The following is a 17,718-nucleotide window of genomic DNA, read 5'->3' as shown; positions in this document are numbered from 1 at the left end:
CCCGTCAAACGCGGTGCTCGCCGGGGGGCGTGGGGGTGAACTATCTTCGCCGCCCCCATGAGCCAGTCCCCCTCCCAGACGCCCAGTCCCAGCGGCCTCCGCATCCAACCGTCCGACTCACCGGGTGACGCGGGCGCCTCCGCGGCGCAGGATCCGGAACGTTACTGGCTGGAGCACGTCTATCAGGGTGGGGTGCGTCAGCTCACGGTGCGCGCCGTCATCGCCGGCATGGTGATTGGCGCGGTGATGTGCCTGTCCAACCTGTACGTCATCCTCAAGACGGGCTGGAGCCTGGGCGTCACCATCACCGCCTGCATCCTGGCCTTCGCGGTGTTCGGCACGCTGCGCTCGATTCGGGTGCTGAAGACGGAGTTCACCGACCTGGAGAACAACGCCATGGGCTCGGTGGCGTCGGCCGCCGGCTACATGACGGGCGGTGGCAACATGGCCGCGGTGCCCGCGCTGCTGATGCTGACGGGCACGCTGCCGTCCTCGGGCTGGCTGATGGTGTGGTTCGCCGTCATCTCCGCGCTGGGCGTCTTCGCGGCCATCCCCATCAAGCGCCAGCTCATCAACGTGGAGGCGCTGCCGTTCCCCACGGGCACGGCGACCGCGGAGACCATCCGCGCGCTGCACGGCCATGGCGAGGTGGCCCGCCGCAAGTCGCGGCTCCTGGGCATCGCGGGCGGCATCGGCGCGCTCGTGGTGGCGCTGCGGGACGCGCGCTTCACGTGGCTGGCCAACATCCCGGAGAAGGTGAGCCTGCCCTTCACGATGTTGGGCAAAAAGGCGTCGGCGTGGTCGCTGTCCTTCGAGTTCAGCCTGCTGCTGGTGGGCGCGGGCGCGCTGGTGAGCTTCCGCACGGGCTGGTCCATGCTGCTGGGCGCCGTGCTCACCTACGGCTTCCTCGCGCCGGCCATGGTGAGCCAGGGCGCCATCGGCGAGGTGACCTACCGCGCCATCAACAGCTGGATGGTGTGGACGGGCTCGGCGGTGCTGGTGTCCTCGGGCCTGCTCTCCTTCGCCTTCCAGTGGCGCAGCGTGGCGCGCTCCTTCAAGTCGCTGTCCGGCCTGTTCAAGGGGAAGAACGCGAAGGAGGAGGATGCCGACCCGCTGGCCGGCATCGAGTGCCCGCCCGCGTGGTTCCCCCTGGGCTTCGCGATTCTCGGCCCGGTGGCCGTGTTCCTCATGGCCTACCTGTTCCAGATTCCGTGGTGGGCGGGCGTGCTGGCCATGCCGCTGGCCGTCGTCATGGGCGTCATCGCCAGCCGGGTGACGGGTGAGACGGACACCACGCCCACCAAGGCGCTGGGCCCCGTCACGCAGCTCATCTTCGGCGGCCTGGCGCCGGGCAACATCCCCGCCAACGTCATGAGCGCCAACGCGACGGGCGGCGTGGGGCTCCACTCGGCGGACCTGCTGACGGACCTCAAGTCCGGGTGGCTGCTGGGCGCCAATCCGCGCCAGCAGTTCGTCGCGCAGCTCTTCGGCGTGGTGGCCGGCGCGGCCGTGGTGGTGCCCGTGTTCAAGATTCTGGTGCCAGACGCCAGCATGCTGGGCACGGAGGAGTTCCCCGCGCCCGCCTCCATGGTGTGGGCCGGCGTGTCGAAGCTGCTCGCCACGGGCGTGGCCGCGCTGCCGGGCTCGGCGCGCATGGGCGCGCTGTGCGGCGCGGCGCTGGGCATCTTCCTGGTGCTGCTGGAGCGCTGGGCCCCGGCGAAGGCCAAGGCCTACGTGCCGTCCCCCGCGGGCTTCGGGCTGGCCATCGTGATTCCGGGCTCCAGCTCCATCGCCTTCTTCCTGGGCTCGGCCATCGCCGAGCTGCTGCGCCGCACGAAGCCGAAGCTGGCGGAGGACATGGTGCTGCCGGTGTCCTCCGGCTTCATCGCCGGGGAGAGCCTGCTGGGCATCGGCATCGCGATGGCGAAGGCCTTCGGCGTGATGCCCAAGTAGGCCGCCGCGGGGCGGGGCGTCTCAGTCCACCCGGAAGGTGGAGAACGAGGCGCCCGCCACGAAGCGGAAGGTGGGCGTGTCCATGCCGGCGCCCACGCCCGGCCCGCCCAGGACGTAGAGGTCCAGCCAGGACAGCGCGTGCTTGCGGATGGCCAGCAGCAACTCGCCGCCCGGACGGCCACCTTGCAGCGGCAGCCCCGCCACCAAGCTCACCTCGCCGCGCGTGCTCTCCCCGGCCCGCGACGTCACCGTGGCGCCCAGCCGCAGCTCGCTGCCGATGACGTCCTGGGAGAAGCCGGACACGCTGGAGAGCTCGTGTTTCTTGCGCACCAGCACGCCGGCCTCGCCGCCCACCTGCCACGTCTCCGCCAGGAAGCCGACCTGCAGGCGGGGGTGCACCGCGTAGTCGTCCCGGGCCAGCAGCGCCGTGCTGCCCACCGGGAGCGCGGCCGACACGTCCGCCGCCATCTGGAAGCCAAAGTCCTGACGCTTCAGCGCCGCGCGCAGGCCCAGCCACGGCGTTCCCATTCCCGAGCCTTCCGGAGCGTTGAAGTCCCGGAAGCGCGTGCCCCCCTGGGTGACGATGAAGGGCACCTCCGCGGCGACCTGGAGCCACGGCAGCACGCCGTAGGCGGCCGTCAGGTCCATGGTGAAGCGGTCCTCCACCAGGCCACGGCCGCTGCCCGGCTCCCATCGACGTTGGAAGGTGAAGGGGAGCTGCTCGTAGTGCCCCTGGACGGACATCCGCAGCGCGCCCTGGGGCAGCGTGCGGCCCGTGCCCACCATCAGCGAGCCCAGCGCCGCCGGGTCCAATTCCAGGCGCTGGAGGTTGAAGGAGGGGAGCGACCGGCCCTGGGCCCGCGCTTCAGCGGGGCCAACGAACAGGGCCAATGAAGACAACACAGAGACAAGCGCAAGCGCAGGCCGGGACGGCAAGACGGCGCCTCCAATGAAACACGACGTGAATGCGACGGCCCGAAGTCCCGCACGAGTCGCACGACACGCCAGTCCCATGCAAGGGCGGCACGCCTACCCTTGCGGCCTGCAAGTATTGGGGTTCCGAACAACTTGCCGACTTGACGGGCCAGCAGTCCGGATTCTCCCCGTGTTTCCGTGAAGTCTCATTCCCAGACATGGCTGGGAATGGACAGATGCGCGCGGCGCCTACGCGCTGGCGGCGGCCAGGTCCTGCAGCTCCTGCCAGCGCGTGTACAGCCGGTCCACCTCGGCGACGGCGGCGTCCAGCTCCTTCTGCACCTCCGCCACCTTGGGGCCGTTGCTGTACACGGCGGGGTCGGCGAGCTGGGCCTCCAGGCCGGCCTTGCGCGACTCGGCGGCCTCGATGGTGGCTTCCATGCCGTCCAGCTCGCGCTGGTCCTTGTAGGAGAGCTTCCCGGGCTTGCGCGCGGCCTTGGCGGGCGCGGGCGCGGGCTCATCCTGCTTGGGGCCCGGCTTCGGGGCGGCGGGGGCCGCGGCCTTCGCGTCCGCCTGCTCCTTCAGCCGCCGGTACATGGCGTAGTTGCCTTCGTAGCGGGTGACGCGGCCTTCGCCTTCGAAGGTGAGGATGCTGGTGGCCACCTTGTCCAGGAAGTACCGGTCGTGCGTGACGAGCAGGGTGCTGCCCCCGAAGTCCAGGAGCAGCCGCTCCAGGATGTTGAGGGTGACGATGTCCAGGTCGTTGGTGGGCTCGTCCAGCACCAGCACGTTGGCGCCCTCCAGGAACAGGCGCGCCAGCAGCAGCCGGTTGCGCTCGCCGCCCGACAGCGCCTTCACCTTCATGCGCTGCATGGGCACGGGGAAGAGCAGGTCGTCCAGGTAGTCGCGTAGGGCAATCTTCTGGTCGCCCAGCTCCACCCAGTCCTCGCCCTGCGAGGCCGCTTCGTACACGGTGGCCTCCAGGTCGAGCTGCGCCCGGCTCTGGTCGTAGTACGCCACCTTCGTGTTCTTCCCGATGACGAGCTTGCCGCCGTCGGGCTCCACCTCGCCCAACAGCACGCGCAGGAAGGTCGTCTTGCCCACGCCGTTGGGGCCCACCAGGCCCACGCGCTCGCCGCGCTGGAGGCGGAAGTCCACACCGTCCAGCACCTTGCGGTCGCCAAAGGCCTTGTTCACGCCCTCGGCCTCGATGACGGTGTGGCCCAGCCGGGGCGCCGCCGCCACGCGCAGGTCCGCCACCTTGGGGCGCTCGAAGCCCTTCTCCGCCATCAGCTTCTGCGCGCGCTCGATGCGGGCCTTGCTCTTGGTGCGGCGGGCTTCCGGGCCCTTGCGCAGCCAGGCCACTTCCTGGGCAATCCAGCGCTCGCGCTTGTGCTGCGCCAGCGCGGCGTTCTCCTGCGCCACCAGCTTCTGCTCCACGTAGGCCTGGTAGTTGCCGGGGTAGGACGTGACGCCCGCGCCGGGCTGGATTTCGACGATGCGGTCCACCAGCCCGTCCAGGAAGTACCGGTCGTGCGTGACGAGCAGCAGCGCCCCAGGCAGCTTGTCCAGCTCCTCCTCCAGCCAGTCCACCGTGTCCGCGTCCAGGTGGTTGGTGGGCTCGTCCAGCAACAGCAGGTCCGGCCGCGTCAGCAGGGCCCGGGCGATGGCCACGCGCTTGCGCAGGCCGCCGGACAGCTGCGCCACGGGACGGTCCCAGTCCTTCACGCCCAGCCTGTCCAGCAGCGTCTTCGCGTGGTGCTCGGTGTCCCAGCCGCCCATCTGCTCGATGCGGTCGCTGAGCGCGGAGAACTGCGCCATCAGCTTCTCCTGCTCTTCCGCCGGGGCCGACTCCATCCGCTTCGCCAGCTCCGCGTGGGCGGCCAGTGCCTCCTTCAGCGGCCCCTGGGACACGGACAGCTCGGAGGCCACCGTGGCGCCTTCGGGGAACTCCGGCTCCTGGGGCAGGTAGGTGACGCGGGCGCCACGGCGCAGTTGGAGCTCGCCCGTGTCGGCGCGGGCGGCCCCGGCCAATATCTTCATCAGCGACGACTTGCCGGAGCCGTTGACGCCCACCAGGCCCACCCGTTCCCCCTCCTCGATGGTGAAGGTGAGGTCCTGGAAGACGGTGCGGCTTCCGAAGCTGAGCTGGACGTTGGCGGCGCGGAGCAGCGTCACGGGATTGGACTCCTGAAAAGGCGAAAGGCGCCCCTCATTGAAGAGGGACGCCTTCCTTACCGCCAGAGTGCGGCGGATGCGCGGACTACTTGCGCGCGGCCTGCTCGGCGGCCAGCTTCTCCTTGTACGCCGCCATCAGGGCCTCGGACTCGTTCCGGGGCACCGGCGTGTAGCGGGAGAACTCCATCGTGTACTCGCCCTTGCCCTGGGTGGCGGAGCGCAGGTCCGTGGAGTAGCCGAACATGGTGTTCAGCGGCACCTCGGCCACCGCCGTGACGTAGCCCTCGGCCGTCTCGGTGGAGAGGATGGTGCCACGGCGCTGGTTCAGCTGACCCACGACGGAGCCCTGGAAGTCCTCGGGAGCCTGGACCTCCACCTTCATCATCGGCTCGAGGATGATGGGCTTGGCGGCGGCGTAGCCCTCACGGAAGCCCATGATGGCGGCCGTCTTGAACGCCATTTCGGACGAGTCCACCGCGTGGAAGGCGCCGTCGTTGATGACCACGCGCACACCCACCACGGGGAAGCCGATGAGGCTGCCCTTCTTCACGGCCTCGGTGAAGCCCTTGTCGCAGGCCGGGATGAACTCGCGGGGGATGGAACCGCCCACGATGTCGTCCACGAACTCGTACTGCTGCACCGCGTCCGAGGGCAGCGGTTCGATGTAGCCGCACACGCGGGCGAACTGGCCGGAGCCACCCGTCTGCTTCTTGTGCGTGTACGCGAACTCGCCCTTCTGGCTGATGGTCTCCCGGTACGCCACCTGCGGCTTGCCGGCCTGGACCTCGCAGTTGTACTCGCGCTTCATGCGCTCGATGTAGATCTCCAGGTGGAGCTCACCCATGCCGCGGATGATGGTCTGCCCGGACTCCTCATCGCGGTGCACGCGGAAGGTGGGGTCCTCCTTGGTGAAGCGGTTGAGCGCCTTGGAGAAGTTGGTCAGGTTGGAGCGGTCCTTGGGGGCCACGGCGAGCGAAATCACGGCGTCCGGGACGTGCATGGACGTCATCGTGTAGTTCACCACGCCATCGGTGAACGTGTCGCCGGACGCGCACTCGATGCCGAACAGCGCAACGATGTCACCCGCGGTGGCCTCGTTGATGTCGTTCATCTGGCTGGAGTGCATGCGGACGATGCGCGGAACCTTGACCTTCTTCTGGTTCGACTGGTTGATGATGAAGTCGCCCTTCGTCACCCGGCCCTGGTAGATGCGCATGTACGTCAGCTGCCCGTAGCGGCCGTCCTCGAGCTTGAACGCGAGGCCAACGAAGGGCTTCTCCGGGTCCGAGTCGAGGATGACCTTCGCCTCGTTGTTCTTCTGGTCCAGCGCCTCGTTCGTCGCCTCTTTGGGGTTGGGCAGGAACGCGCAGACGGCGTTCAGGAGCAGCTGCACGCCCTTGTTCTTGTACGCGGAGCCGCACATGACCGGCGTCATCTTCAGGCCGATGGTGGCCCGGCGGACGGCGGCGATCAGCGCCTCGTTGGAGATGGGCTGGTCGGCCAGGAACAGCTCGCCGAGCTGGTCGTCGACCTCGGCCACGCCTTCGATCATCTGCTGGCGGCGCGTCTTGGCCTCCTCGAGCAGCTCCGCCGGGATCTCCTCTTCACGGATGTCCTCGCCGCTCTCGCCATCGAAGTAGTACGCCTTCATTTCGATGAGGTTGATCAGACCCTTGAGGCGGTCCTCGGCGCCGATGGGCATCTGCATCTGCACCGGGTGGTGGTTCAGCTTCTCCTTCAGCTGGGCGGCCACGCGGTCATAGTTCGCGCCGGAGCGGTCCATCTTGTTGACGAACGCGATGCGCGGGACGCGGTAGCGCTTCATCTGGCGGTCCACGGTGATGGACTGAGACTGCACGCCAGCGACCGAGCAGAGGACCAGGATGGCGCCGTCGAGCACGCGGAGCGAGCGCTCCACCTCGATGGTGAAGTCCACGTGTCCCGGGGTGTCGATGAGGTTGATGTTGTACTCGCCCCACATCGCGAACGTGGCGGCGGACTGGATCGTGATGCCCTTCTCACGCTCCAGGTCCATGTTGTCCATGATCGCGCCCACGCCGTCCTTGCCGCGGACCTCGTGGATCTCGTGAATCCGACCCGTGTAGAACAGGATGCGCTCAGAGAGCGTCGTCTTGCCCGAGTCGATGTGAGCGGAGATACCGATATTTCGAATCTTCTCGATGGGTGCGTTGGCGGCCACGATCCGGTCCTTCTTCTCTTGAAAGTGCCTGACGGAACAGAGCAGGCGGGGCCTCTACTTCCCACAGGACGTAGTTTCCAGCCAAATCCGCATGGAAATTGACCCACCCGGGCCTACCTCCACCTACTCAATGCCGTTTTCAGTTGGGGTTTTTTAACGATGAGCGCGACAAAAAACTTCTCCCTCGCCCGAGCCTGGCTGGACGCTTTCAACGCCTATGACGTGGACGCGCTGGTGGCGCTCTATGCCGAGGACGCCACCCACACGTCCCCCAAAATCCGGGTGCTGCACCCGGAGACAGGCGGGCGGCTGGTGGGGCGGCAGGCCCTTTCCGCATGGTGGAAGGCGGCCAACGCCCGGCTGCCGGGGCTGCGGTACGAGCTGGTGGCCCTCACCGCGGACGAGGACCGGGTGTTCATGGAGTACCTGCGCCATGCGCCGGGGGAGGCCCCCATGCCGGTGGCGGAGGTCTTTGAGGTGCGCGACGGCCGGATTGTCGCCTCGCGGGTGTACCACGGCTGAAGTCCCCCCACCGTCCGTGAAGTGGGCTAGCGTGGCCGCCAATGGCGAAGAACTCGAACCCCAGCGCATTCGACAGGGACTTCGGTTACCTGATGCCGTTCCTGGACCGCGTGGCGGCGGCCGCCTCTGACCTGGAGGATGCGTCCGCGCGCGCGGAGCTCACCCGGCTGATGGTGGAGGAGAAGGCGCGCTGGCAGCGCATCCAGGAGCTGCTCGGAGGGGCGGGGGGCCGCGGCGCAGCCGCGCCCACGCCGGCCCGGGAAGCGCCCGCCGAGGCACCCCGGCTGGCGCGGGGCTCGGCGGACGAGCTGCACGAAGCGGCCCCTTTCGCCACGGGCCTCACGGTGGGCAGCCTCAGGGGCAGCCGCTGAGCTGATCCAACGCGTCGAAGGTGGCCGCCTTGTAGGCCTCCGACAGCGTCGGGTAGTTGAAGCACGTCTCCACGAAGAGCCGGGCCGTGGAGCCGGTGAGCAGGGCGGTGAGGCCCACGTGCACCAGCTCGGAGGCCTGGGGCCCCATGACGTGCACGCCCAGCAGCTTGAGGCTCTCCCGGTGGAAGAGCAGCTTCAGCAGGCCGTGCGTGTCTCCCAGAATCTGACCGCGCGGGTTGGTGGCGAAGGCGGCGCGGCCGGCCACGTAGGGCACGTTCAGCGTGCGCAGGGCCTCCTCTGTCTCGCCGGCCATCGACACTTCGGGGATGGTGTAGATGCCGTAGGGCAGCACCGGCGCCATGGTGCGCACGCCGCCCAGGTCGAACGCGTGCTCCACGGCGATGCGCGCCTGGTCCATGGACGTGGAGGCCAGCGCCGGGAAGCCGATGACGTCCCCCACGGCATAGATGTGGGGCAGGGCCGTCTGGTAGGTGGGGCCCACCTCCACCTGGCCGCGCGGGCCCACCTGCACGCCCAGGGCCTCCAGCCCCAGGCCCGCCGTGTTGGCGGTGCGGCCGGAGGCGACCAGGACCTGGTCCGTCTCAAGCACGGCGCCGGAGGAGAGCATCATCCGGATGGGAGTGTCCGCGTCCCGCGGCACGTCTACCTGCTCCACCACCTGCCCGAAGCGCAGTTGGATGCCGAGCGCCTCCATGCGCTGGCCCAGCAGCGCGGAGAACTCGTCGTCCAGGAAGGGCAGCAGCTCCGCGCGCGCCTCCACCAGCGTCACCGGGATGTCCATGGCGGCGAACATGCAGGCGTACTCACAGCCGATGACGCCGGCGCCCACCACCACCAGCGAGCGCGGCAGCCTTTCGAGCTCCAGCACCTCGTCCGAGTCGTGGATGCGCGGGTCCTCGAAGGGGTACAGCGGCGGCCGGTACGGCGACGAGCCGGTGGCCACCAGGATGGTGCCGCCGGTGAGGCGCCGCTCCGGGGCGTCCTGGCGCCGCACGACGACGGTGTTCGCGTCCACGAGCGCGCCGGTGCCCTGGATGATTTCCACCTTGTGGCGCTGGAGGTTGCGGGCGATTCGCTCGCGCTCGATGTCCTTCACCCGCCGTTCGCGGAAGAGGAAGTCGGACACCGTGGCCTCGTGCCGCAGCGTCGTCTCCACGCTGTACAGCCCGCGCGCCCGGAAGCCGGACAGGTGCAGCGCCGTCTCGCGCAGCGTCTTGGAGGGAAGGGTGCCTGTGTTCGCCGCGGTACCACCCAGCACGGGCTCCCGCTCCACCACCGCTACGCGCTTGCCCGCCAGCGCCGCTTGTACCGCGCCCCACTCACCCGCCGGGCCGGAGCCAATCACCACCAGGTCGAAGTCCGCCATGGGCGCGAAGGTACGCGACCCCGCCGGTCGTTTGAAGGCAATCCCCCGTGCCGCCGGGGCGGATGCCGCGCCGCCGTTCCGTGCCGTGTTGCGTCCGGCGCGACGCAGCCCACGTTCCTGGAGGACGCAGCCTGAAACATGTCACGCGTGTGTCCGCATGGGATTCCTGCGGGATGTGCTTCGGTACGTCCCTGGCCCTGATGTTGCTAGGCCCCCCCGTGATTCGCCAGGCCGCTTCGGCGGACCTGGCCCCGGTCGTCGTCGGTCTCACGGCTCGGAGTCACGTTTTGAATCATGGCGACTGAGACGCCACGTCGGACGTGGGCGCGACGATGCGGGCTTTGCCAGGCGGCAGTCTCCTGACTGCTGCCTCATTCTTGGAAGGAACGATGGGAGACGCGCTCTTTGGTTACGACATGGTCCTGCAGGTCACCCAGAATGAAATCAACTCGCAGTTCTCCAGGTTGATGCAACAGGGGTACATCCGCTCCCTGCTGAAGACGAACGGGCTGGCCACCGCTGGCGGTGCCTTTGGCGGCGGCGAGATGACCTTGACCTCCTACATGAGGGGCTACATCGCGGCGCCCAGCGTGGCGCAGCCGATGGTCATCCTGGCCTCTGGTGACAACCCCCAGCAGTGCCTGTTTCAGTTCGCCCTGCAAAGCCAGCCGCTCACGCAGACGGTCATGGAGCAACTCGGTTTCACCCAGGCCCAGGTGGACGCCGCGTTCGCTTCCCCTCAGCCAGGCCCTGATAACTCGCAGTACGGGCTGCTGGTGAATCATGAGGACATCGCATTCGGGAGCAACGGCGAGGCCCAGACGCTGCCGAATCAGACGGTCTACTACTGGCTGAAGCGGACGTCGGTCACGGTGGGCACCACCACGACCTATTCGAACTACCTGGTGCCGGCGTTGTTCTACATGTCGGGAGGCCTCTACCCCACCCTGGTGGACCTGTCTGGCCTGCCGCTGCGCTTCACGGTGAACCTGGATTCCATCCCCACCACGCCGCAAGGCATCGCCGAACTGGTCGACAAAGGAATCATGCCGCCGCAGGTGTTGGACACCATCAACGGCAGCGGCTTCAACAGCGCGTATTTCTCCTTGAAGCAGTTGTTCCTGAACTTCGACACCACCGACTTCACGCAGTGGAGCACGACCGCGCCGCCTACCAGCACCGCGGTGACGGGGGCGTCGATCAACACCGCCAGCAACACGTTCTCCGTCTCCACCACCACCCTGGCGCAACTGGTAGCGGACCCGGGCTTCCTCACCGAGGTGAGTGTCGCGCTGCAATACGCCTTCGGCGTGGGGGCGACCTACGACGGCAACCCCGCGTCCACGCCGTACATCATCGGCGTCTCGGTGACCTCCTCCAACCCGGCGCAGACCGACCCCGACAGCACCCCCCTCCTGGTGCCCACCTCGGTCGGCTTCTCCAGCCTCCGCAACAACGCCGACAGCGGACTGTCCGTCCTGAACTACCAGGTGATGGGCGGCGGCAACGTCAATCCCATCCAGCCGGCGCCCAGCGTGGGCACGAACTTCGTCGCCTCTAACGACTATTCGGGCGAGTTGCTGTTTTCCGAGGACGTGTTCTTCAGGCCGGAGCTCTTCAACCCCCTGGTGCAGGCGCTCACCTCGGTACACGCCCCTCCTGCCTCGTGGCGGCAGAACGGGATGACCTTCACCTATCAGACCTCCTATGAGTGGCTGGTCCGCAGCACGCCGCCACCGGACAACCGGCTGAAGACGGGCACCTATATGAAGGTGACGCAGAAGGAGAGCCCGAACTACACCATCGCGGTCAGCGGCAATACGGTCAACGTCTCGGGCTCGCTGTCCATCACCCAGAAGCTCGCGGCCACGCTAGAGGTACTCAGCATCGAAATCCCCCTTGTCTGGAGCGTGACCTGCCAGACCTCGTTCTCGCAGGCGCTGACTCTGGCGGTGGGCGGAAATGGCTATGACCTGGTGGTGAATCACTCTCAGGCCACTTTCAGCAAGCCGGTGAACGGCCCGCTCGAATCGAATAACTGGGAGGCGGGCCTGAGCTCCTTCGTGGTCCAGACCGCGTGGGCCATCATCGACCAGTTGTTTCCCACGTCCAAGTTGATTCAAGAGCTGAACCCGGCTCGGTACACGGTGGATGTGGTGCATGCGCAGATCAACAACACCTTCAACAAGCTCAACTCCCAGTTGAACAAGGGGCTGACGGGCGGCGCCACCGGCAACTTCATCTCGCCCACGGGGGCCGTGTTTCTGCTGAACGCACCGCGCTTCAACGACGCATTGGCACTGCAAATGGACGTCACGTACGGCGTTTGACGGAGGAATCTTCCCATGACTACGACACCTCGCTCGTCCACCACCAGCGTCGTCATCCCCAGCACGCTGCCGAAGAACCCGTCGCTGACTGTCAGCGCCAGCGGCTCGTTGATGAAGAATTACCTGCCAGCGCTGCCGATTGCCCCCGGCGGCCAGGTCACCGCCGCCTGCGACTCCAACGGCTACCCCATCGTTTTCTCCTTTGGAGCCGACAGCGGGGATTTCTATGCCATCGTCAACACGCGCAATGACTCCACGGGCTGGAGTCAGATTGACTTGCTGCCAGGGGTGTCCGCGCTGGGCAAGCCGGTCTATTTCGCCAGCGGGCAATTGAGCAACGGCAACCTCTGCCTGTTCCTGGCTTGCCAGGATGCTGCCTCCGGCGCGGTGAATACCTATGTGGCCGGACCGCTGTCCAACAACCTGGAGGTGACCGACCTGTCGCAGTTGGCCGCGCTGTGGACCCCCACCGGCAACCCGCTGTCTGGCGCGAGCGTGAGCCGCGCCAGCATCAGCCCGCTGGACGATGGCAAGGGCTTTGGCATCCCGATGATCGCCGTGGGGCTGGTCGCCCCCGGCGCCACGGACGTGCTCACCTACTTGATGCAGGCCACGGTCAACACCACGACCGGCGCCATCACCTGGAACTGGACCTCCTTTCCCTCGCCCACCGACGCCCGGACGGTGCTGGACTCCGCGCCCGGAGCGGTCTCCGACCTGGGGCAGGGCCTGTACATGCTGTACGCCGGCCAGGACGGCAGCACGCACCTCGTCTTCAAGACGCTGCTCAACGAGTTCGGGCGGGACTACGTGCGGGCGCTGCCCGTGCCCGCGGGCCAGAACAGTCTACAGACCACCGCGGGCAGCGGCGGCACCAGCTATCTCTATGCCGGCGGCGCGGCGGGAATCGTGTTCTGGAGCGCCAGTGCCCAGCTCGAATCGAACGCGCCGGGCTGGACGGCCGCGCAGACCGTCGCCACGGGCGAACAGCTGCCGGGCATGGCCGCTGGTGGGCTCGTGGTCCGGCAGAGCTTCAGCAAGTCCAACGCGCTCTCCGCCTGGGCGCTCTCCGGCAGCAACCTCTACCTGCTCAGCCAGTTCGAGTATCAGGGGGCCCTGCACTGGACGACGCCGCTGGTGCTGAAGACCGGCATCTCGCGTATCGCGCCGCTCATCAATCCCGCTACCCGCGCCAACGAATTGGTGTTCCTGACCACCGACTGGGAGCGTCAGAAGGCCATTCATTATCTCTGGCAGGACCCGGCCACCACGCTCTGGCAGGAGGAGACCATCCCCCTGTACAGCAGCGACAAGGTGCAGGAGGTCAACAGCTACAGCACCAGGCTCAGTTTCCGCGTCAACGGCCAACCCCCGGCGGCGCGCCTCCCGTTGACCCTGACCAGCGCCAGCTACCAGAGCCTGTTGATCAACGGCCTGAAATACACCGTGGACGCCGGCGCGAGCGTGGAGGTCTCGACCAACGTCACCGGTGAGCTGGACATCATCCAGCAAATCCAGGACCTGGCGGTCTCCACCTTCACGCTGACCAGCAGCGCCTTTACGGACACGCTGCGGATCAACCCCGCGAGCAACGTCTACAAGAAGCTGGCCGCCGTGCGGACCGGCGCGGACATCCCCGTGCTGCCGCCCACGCTGCCAGAAGGCGTGACGGCCGACCAGATCGCCAGTGCCATCGCCCAGATGATGGCCTTCCAGCCAGAGCAGTCCTACCCCACCGAGGTCATCAGCGTCGTGGGGCCCACGCCTCAGGCCAAGAGCGGGGCGCACATGGCGCGGCCGCCCCATGCGTTCGCGCTGTCCTTCGGTCCGCAGGGGCTCCTCCGATACCACTCGGGCGCCGAGGCGTCCCAGCTCAAGCGGGTCGGGGACGTGGGCGAGTGGATCGTCGACACCGTGGGCGACGTGGTGCAGTTCATCGGCAATGTGGTGGACCAGATTGGCCACATGTTGTTCGAGGTCGCGGAGACGGTGATCAAGATCACCCTCAACGTCGCTGGCCGCGTCATCAAGTTCGTCATCCAGAGCTTCGAGCAGCTCTTCGCTTTCCTGACGGCGCTGTTCAAGGCGCTGAAGGTTGGCATGGAGAAGCTGATTGGCTGGCTCGGCGAACTGTTCGGCTGGGATGACATCTGGGCCACGCACCTCGTCATCGCGAAGACGCTCACCGGCGCCCTGGATGCGCTGTCCAAGGAGGTGCAGGAGGACTCGGCCCGGCTCAAGAAGAAGATGGCGCGCATCATCGCCGAGCAGTTGGGCTTCGCCCGCGAGAACTTCGCGAGCATGAAGGTGCCAGCGAGCGTCGCGTCCATGGTCCCCAGTGAAATGGCCGCGGCCACGCAGCAGAGTCACCCCGGCATCAACTTCGACACGCCCATCGCGAGCTGGTCCAGCTACCAGACGCAGTACAGCGGCATGCTCCTGGGCGGCGGTCCCGTGGGAGACCTGCCCGCGCCGGTGCAGAAGTTCATCGACGACGTGCTGATTCCCACCTCCTTCGTCCTCGTGAAGGCCATTGAAGAGGACTGGGAGAACCTGAAGGCCGTGTTCACCGGGGAGGGGAAGACCGTCGAGCACATCGTCACCTTCCTCCAGGGGCTGGCGAAGACCATCATCGACACGCTGGAGATACTGCTGCTGGGCTGCGTCGACTACCTGCTCGACCTCGTGCCGTGGGTGGTGAGTCTGTTGACCGAGCCGGTCAACATCCCGTTCCTCTCCGGCTTCTACACGTGGCTGACCAGCGCGCTCGGGAAGGGCGAAGCCCCGCCGGAGGAGCTGTCGGCGGTGAACCTCATGTCGCTGCTGGTGGCGGTTCCCTATACCTACCTCTACAAGCTCGCCAACGACGGCCAGGCGCCATTCTCTGGGGATCCGCTGGACCTCTGGACGAGCATGACGCAGGTGGACACGGCAGAGGGCGCGAGCAAGAAGGAGGCCAGCATCGCGGCACGGCGCTATTCGGTGATTGGCGCGGGAATCGCTTCGATTGCTGGCTGGCTCGCATCGCTGATGGGCTTCGTGCGAGTCAGCGTGGATGCGGCACGGCTGAAAGGAGCGCTTGGCAAGTGCCTGCTGGTCTCCAGCCTGACCATGGGGGGGATTGCCGCCGCATTCAGCTTCCCCATCCAAAGCTCCGCGATGCAGGGCACTGCGTACCAGATGCGGCTCCTCGTGTGGGTCGCGAGCCTCCTGCGTCTGGGCTCCACGGCGCTTCCCATCAGCTCCGCCGCGGTGCGTGGCACGATCAAGGCATGCTTCGACGCTGGCATCGGCGTCACCGCCATCAGCAGCGACATCCTCGGCTCTCCGCGCAACTCGACCTGGTGCAGCGACGTCTGCTCCAACCTGGGCGGCGTCATCACCGGCGTCAGCACGGCGATTGTGGCGGTCCAGCCCGAGGCCGCGGTCACCATCATTGCCGGCATGGGCCTGTCCTATCTGGGCGGCAATCTGGTGGCTCTCATCACCGCGCTCTCGACGAACATCGTCAAGGCGGAAGCCCTCTACTTCCAGAACTTGGGCGGCTGAGTCGCCTTCAGCCTCGCGTCGAGGAGCGCCACCAGGGGGTGCCCATGGCGCTCCTCGCACGCGGGGGCGTGGGCCCGCATGTCGCGCGGCACCCAGCCATGCTTCGTGGGGAGGGAACGAAGGCCCTAGGGGCCGAAGGGCGTGCGTCCTTCGTAGCGAAGCCCCTCGCGGACCTCGTCGTCCGTCAGCAGCCGGAAGGTGCCTTCGGGGATGCCTTCCAGGTCCACGCTGCCCACGGCCTCGCGGTGCAGCGCGCGCACGGGAAGGCCCACCGCGCCGAGCATCCGCTTCACCTGGTGGTGCCGGCCTTCCGTGAGCGTCACCTCCACCGTGTGCTCGTCCCGCACGTTCACCTTCGCGGGGCGGGCGGGGCCATCATCCAACGTCATGCCCCGGCGCAGAGGCTCCACCCGCTCGTCGCTCGCGGTGCTGAAGACGGTGGCCACGTACCGCTTGGGCAGGTGCGCGTCCGGGGACGTGGCGTGGGCCACCAGCTTGTCGTCGTTGGTGAAGAGCAGCAGGCCCGTGGAATCCACGTCCAGGCGGCCCACGGCGTGCCACGTGTATCCAGCCAGCTCCGGCGGGAGCTGGGGCAGCAGCGCCTCGAAGACGGTGCCGGTGCGGTGCTGCCGCTCCGTGGAGGACAGCAGGCCCGCGGGCTTGTGGAAGGCCAGCACCCGCGTGGGCGGGGCCTCCAGGGACACGACGAGTCCGTCCACCTTCACGGTGGCGCCCGGCGGCACGGGCGTCAGCGCCATCTTCGCCACGCGGCCGTTGATGCTGACGCGGCCGGCGCGGATGGCGTCCTCGGCTTCCTTCTGGGGAAAGACGCCCGCGCGGGCCAGCGCGCGCGACAGCCAGTCCGGCTTCTCCTTGCCCTCCCAGCGTTTGTGTTGCGGCGGCGGCTTCGGCTTGTCGGGCTTGCGAGACATGGGCGCGGCACTGTACCCGGCCGGGCCTCGGGCGGGGGCGGGAGTTGTATGGGCCATGGCGGCGCTGTCGCGATGAGGCCATCTGGCCGGGGGGCGCCCGGCCGGCAGGTCCGTGTCCACGCGGCCGGCGTGGCCCTTCGGGATTGCGGGCAGGAACGTGCGTCGGTGGACACGTTCCGAACATGCGCACCCGGATTCCATACCTGACGCTTCTGGTCCCCGTTCTCGCGTTCGCCCAGTCACGGGCGCGGGCGCCCATCGCCGGGGAGCCCGCGCCTGCCTCATCCACGTGGCTGTGGGTCCTGCTGCTGGTCGTGGCCGCCGCTGTCCTCGCCTGGGGCGCGGTGCGCATGGCGGGGCGCAAGGGGCCGCCGACGTCCGGCTCCGGGGGGATTGGCGTGGGGAAGGGGACGGGGCTGCCGCAGAAGCCGCGCTCCCTCTAGGGCGCGGGCTGACGCTTGCGGAGGCTGTGCAGCGCGGCCAGCCACAAGCGGGCTTCCTTCCGCGTCAGCCGTGAGCGCCGCAGCGGTGCGAACAAGTCCCGCACCGCCGTGCGGCCCGGCTGGGCGTCCACGAGGAAGCCTCCCGTCGTGAGGACGGATTCCAGCGTGGACTCCACCTGCGCGAGCTCCGCGTCCGTGGCCGCCGCGGGCAGCGGGCCGGGCGGCGTGGCGGCGGCCTCCAGCATCGCCACGCGGACCTCGTAGGCGTACAGCAGCACGGCCTGCGCCAGGTTGATGGAGGGCTGTTCGGGCGCGGTCGGCACGGCGGACAGGTCGTGCACGCGCTCCACCTCCGCGTTGGTGAGTCCACTGCGCTCGTCACCGAAGACGAGCGCCACGGGCCCTTGGGGCGCCCGGGCCACCAGCTCCTCACCCACCGCGCGAGGGGGAAGCCGGCGCTTGCCTTCGACCTTGCGCGAGCTGGTCCCCACCACCCAGACACAGTCCGCCACGGCCTCTTCCAGCGTGTCCGCGCGCCGCGCCGCGTCCAGCACGTCCCCGGCGTGGACGGCGAGCCTTCGCGCCGGCTCCAAATCCTCCACCTCCGGGCGGACCCAGACCCAGTCGGACAGGCCGCAGTTCTTCAAGGCCCGGGCGGCGGCGCCCAGGTTTTCCGCGTTGCGGGGGCGCATGAGGACGAATCGGACAGGCAGCACCATGCGCGGGGCACCTTAGCGGTTTCTCGCAGCCTGAGGACCGCGGATGGAGGTCCCGCCGCGTCGCGGACTCCGCTAGCCTGGGGGCCTCGAAAGCCTTCGCAGGCGCCCAGGAGCCACGGACGGTGTGGCTCCCTGGACACCCTGCGGGTCCGCTGACGCGCGGGGGACGCGTCAGAGCCGCGGGCGCCTGACCACAGCCCTCTCTTCCTCGGCGTGTCC

12 protein-coding genes are annotated in these 17,718 nt (G+C 68.1%); 6 read left to right on the top strand and 6 right to left on the bottom strand.

All coding sequences use genetic code 11. From position 1 onward, the window contains the following. Window positions 1–57: 57 nt before the first annotated feature. Window positions 58–1,953, top strand: coding sequence for an OPT family oligopeptide transporter (locus FMQ63_RS17825; RefSeq protein ID WP_011552480.1), 1,896 nt, complete (start codon window positions 58–60; stop codon window positions 1,951–1,953). Between the two features lie 21 nt (window positions 1,954–1,974). Here the strand turns inward: FMQ63_RS17825 and FMQ63_RS17820 are convergent, their stop codons facing one another. From FMQ63_RS17820 to fusA, 3 genes are all read right to left on the bottom strand, one after another. Further along, window positions 1,975–2,844, bottom strand: a complete 870-nt coding sequence (locus tag FMQ63_RS17820) for a flagellar motor protein MotB (RefSeq protein WP_225909912.1) — start codon at window positions 2,842–2,844, stop codon at window positions 1,975–1,977. Window positions 2,845–3,117: 273 nt separating this feature from the next. Then, window positions 3,118–5,046, bottom strand: coding sequence for an ABC-F family ATP-binding cassette domain-containing protein (locus FMQ63_RS17815; RefSeq protein ID WP_011552482.1), 1,929 nt, complete (start codon window positions 5,044–5,046; stop codon window positions 3,118–3,120). Between the two features lie 85 nt (window positions 5,047–5,131). After that, a complete protein-coding gene (gene fusA / locus FMQ63_RS17810) occupies window positions 5,132–7,246 on the bottom strand; it encodes an elongation factor G (RefSeq protein ID WP_011552483.1) in 2,115 nt (704 codons plus the stop codon). 159 nt (window positions 7,247–7,405) lie between these two features. Between fusA and FMQ63_RS17805 the strand changes: the two genes are divergently transcribed. Both FMQ63_RS17805 and encD read left to right on the top strand, forming a co-directional pair. Then, window positions 7,406–7,768, top strand: coding sequence for a nuclear transport factor 2 family protein (locus FMQ63_RS17805; RefSeq protein WP_011552484.1), 363 nt, complete (start codon window positions 7,406–7,408; stop codon window positions 7,766–7,768). Window positions 7,769–7,809: 41 nt separating this feature from the next. After that, window positions 7,810–8,139 (top strand): encapsulin nanocompartment cargo protein EncD, encoded by a 330-nt coding sequence (encD, locus tag FMQ63_RS17800; protein ID WP_011552485.1) that lies wholly within the window; start codon window positions 7,810–7,812, stop codon window positions 8,137–8,139. On the opposite strand, the gene sthA is transcribed toward encD, so the two are convergent. After that, a complete protein-coding gene (gene sthA / locus FMQ63_RS17795; protein WP_011552486.1) occupies window positions 8,123–9,526 on the bottom strand; it encodes a Si-specific NAD(P)(+) transhydrogenase in 1,404 nt (467 codons plus the stop codon). The two genes, encD and sthA, sit on opposite strands and share 17 nt — an antisense overlap. Before the next feature lie 389 nt (window positions 9,527–9,915). Here sthA and FMQ63_RS17790 point away from each other — a divergent pair, with 389 nt between their 5' ends. Continuing rightward, window positions 9,916–11,856: a hypothetical protein gene (locus FMQ63_RS17790; protein ID WP_020477614.1), complete on the top strand. Its 1,941-nt coding sequence runs from the start codon at window positions 9,916–9,918 to the stop codon at window positions 11,854–11,856. Between the two features lie 15 nt (window positions 11,857–11,871). Continuing rightward, window positions 11,872–15,405, top strand: coding sequence for a hypothetical protein (locus FMQ63_RS17785; protein ID WP_011552488.1), 3,534 nt, complete (start codon window positions 11,872–11,874; stop codon window positions 15,403–15,405). A 125-nt stretch (window positions 15,406–15,530) separates the two neighbouring features. Here FMQ63_RS17785 and FMQ63_RS17780 read toward each other — a convergent pair whose 3' ends face one another. Further along, window positions 15,531–16,337 (bottom strand): pseudouridine synthase, encoded by an 807-nt coding sequence (locus FMQ63_RS17780; protein ID WP_011552490.1) that lies wholly within the window; start codon window positions 16,335–16,337, stop codon window positions 15,531–15,533. Window positions 16,338–16,519: 182 nt separating this feature from the next. Here FMQ63_RS17780 and FMQ63_RS17775 point away from each other — a divergent pair, with 182 nt between their 5' ends. Next, window positions 16,520–16,780, top strand: a complete 261-nt coding sequence (locus FMQ63_RS17775; RefSeq protein ID WP_020477615.1) for a hypothetical protein — start codon at window positions 16,520–16,522, stop codon at window positions 16,778–16,780. Here the strand turns inward: FMQ63_RS17775 and FMQ63_RS17770 are convergent. Next, on the bottom strand, window positions 16,777–17,499 hold the full coding sequence (locus FMQ63_RS17770; protein WP_011552491.1) for an RNA methyltransferase: 723 nt from the start codon (window positions 17,497–17,499) through the stop codon (window positions 16,777–16,779). The two genes, FMQ63_RS17775 and FMQ63_RS17770, sit on opposite strands and share 4 nt — an antisense overlap. Window positions 17,500–17,718: the final 219 nt, after the last annotated feature.

Source organism: Myxococcus sp. CA005 (assembly GCF_006518205.1).
Taxonomy (GTDB): Bacteria; Myxococcota; Myxococcia; order Myxococcales; family Myxococcaceae; genus Myxococcus; species Myxococcus xanthus.
Note: the sequence above shows the minus strand (reverse complement) of the source record. Positions and strands in the feature narration are given on the sequence as shown.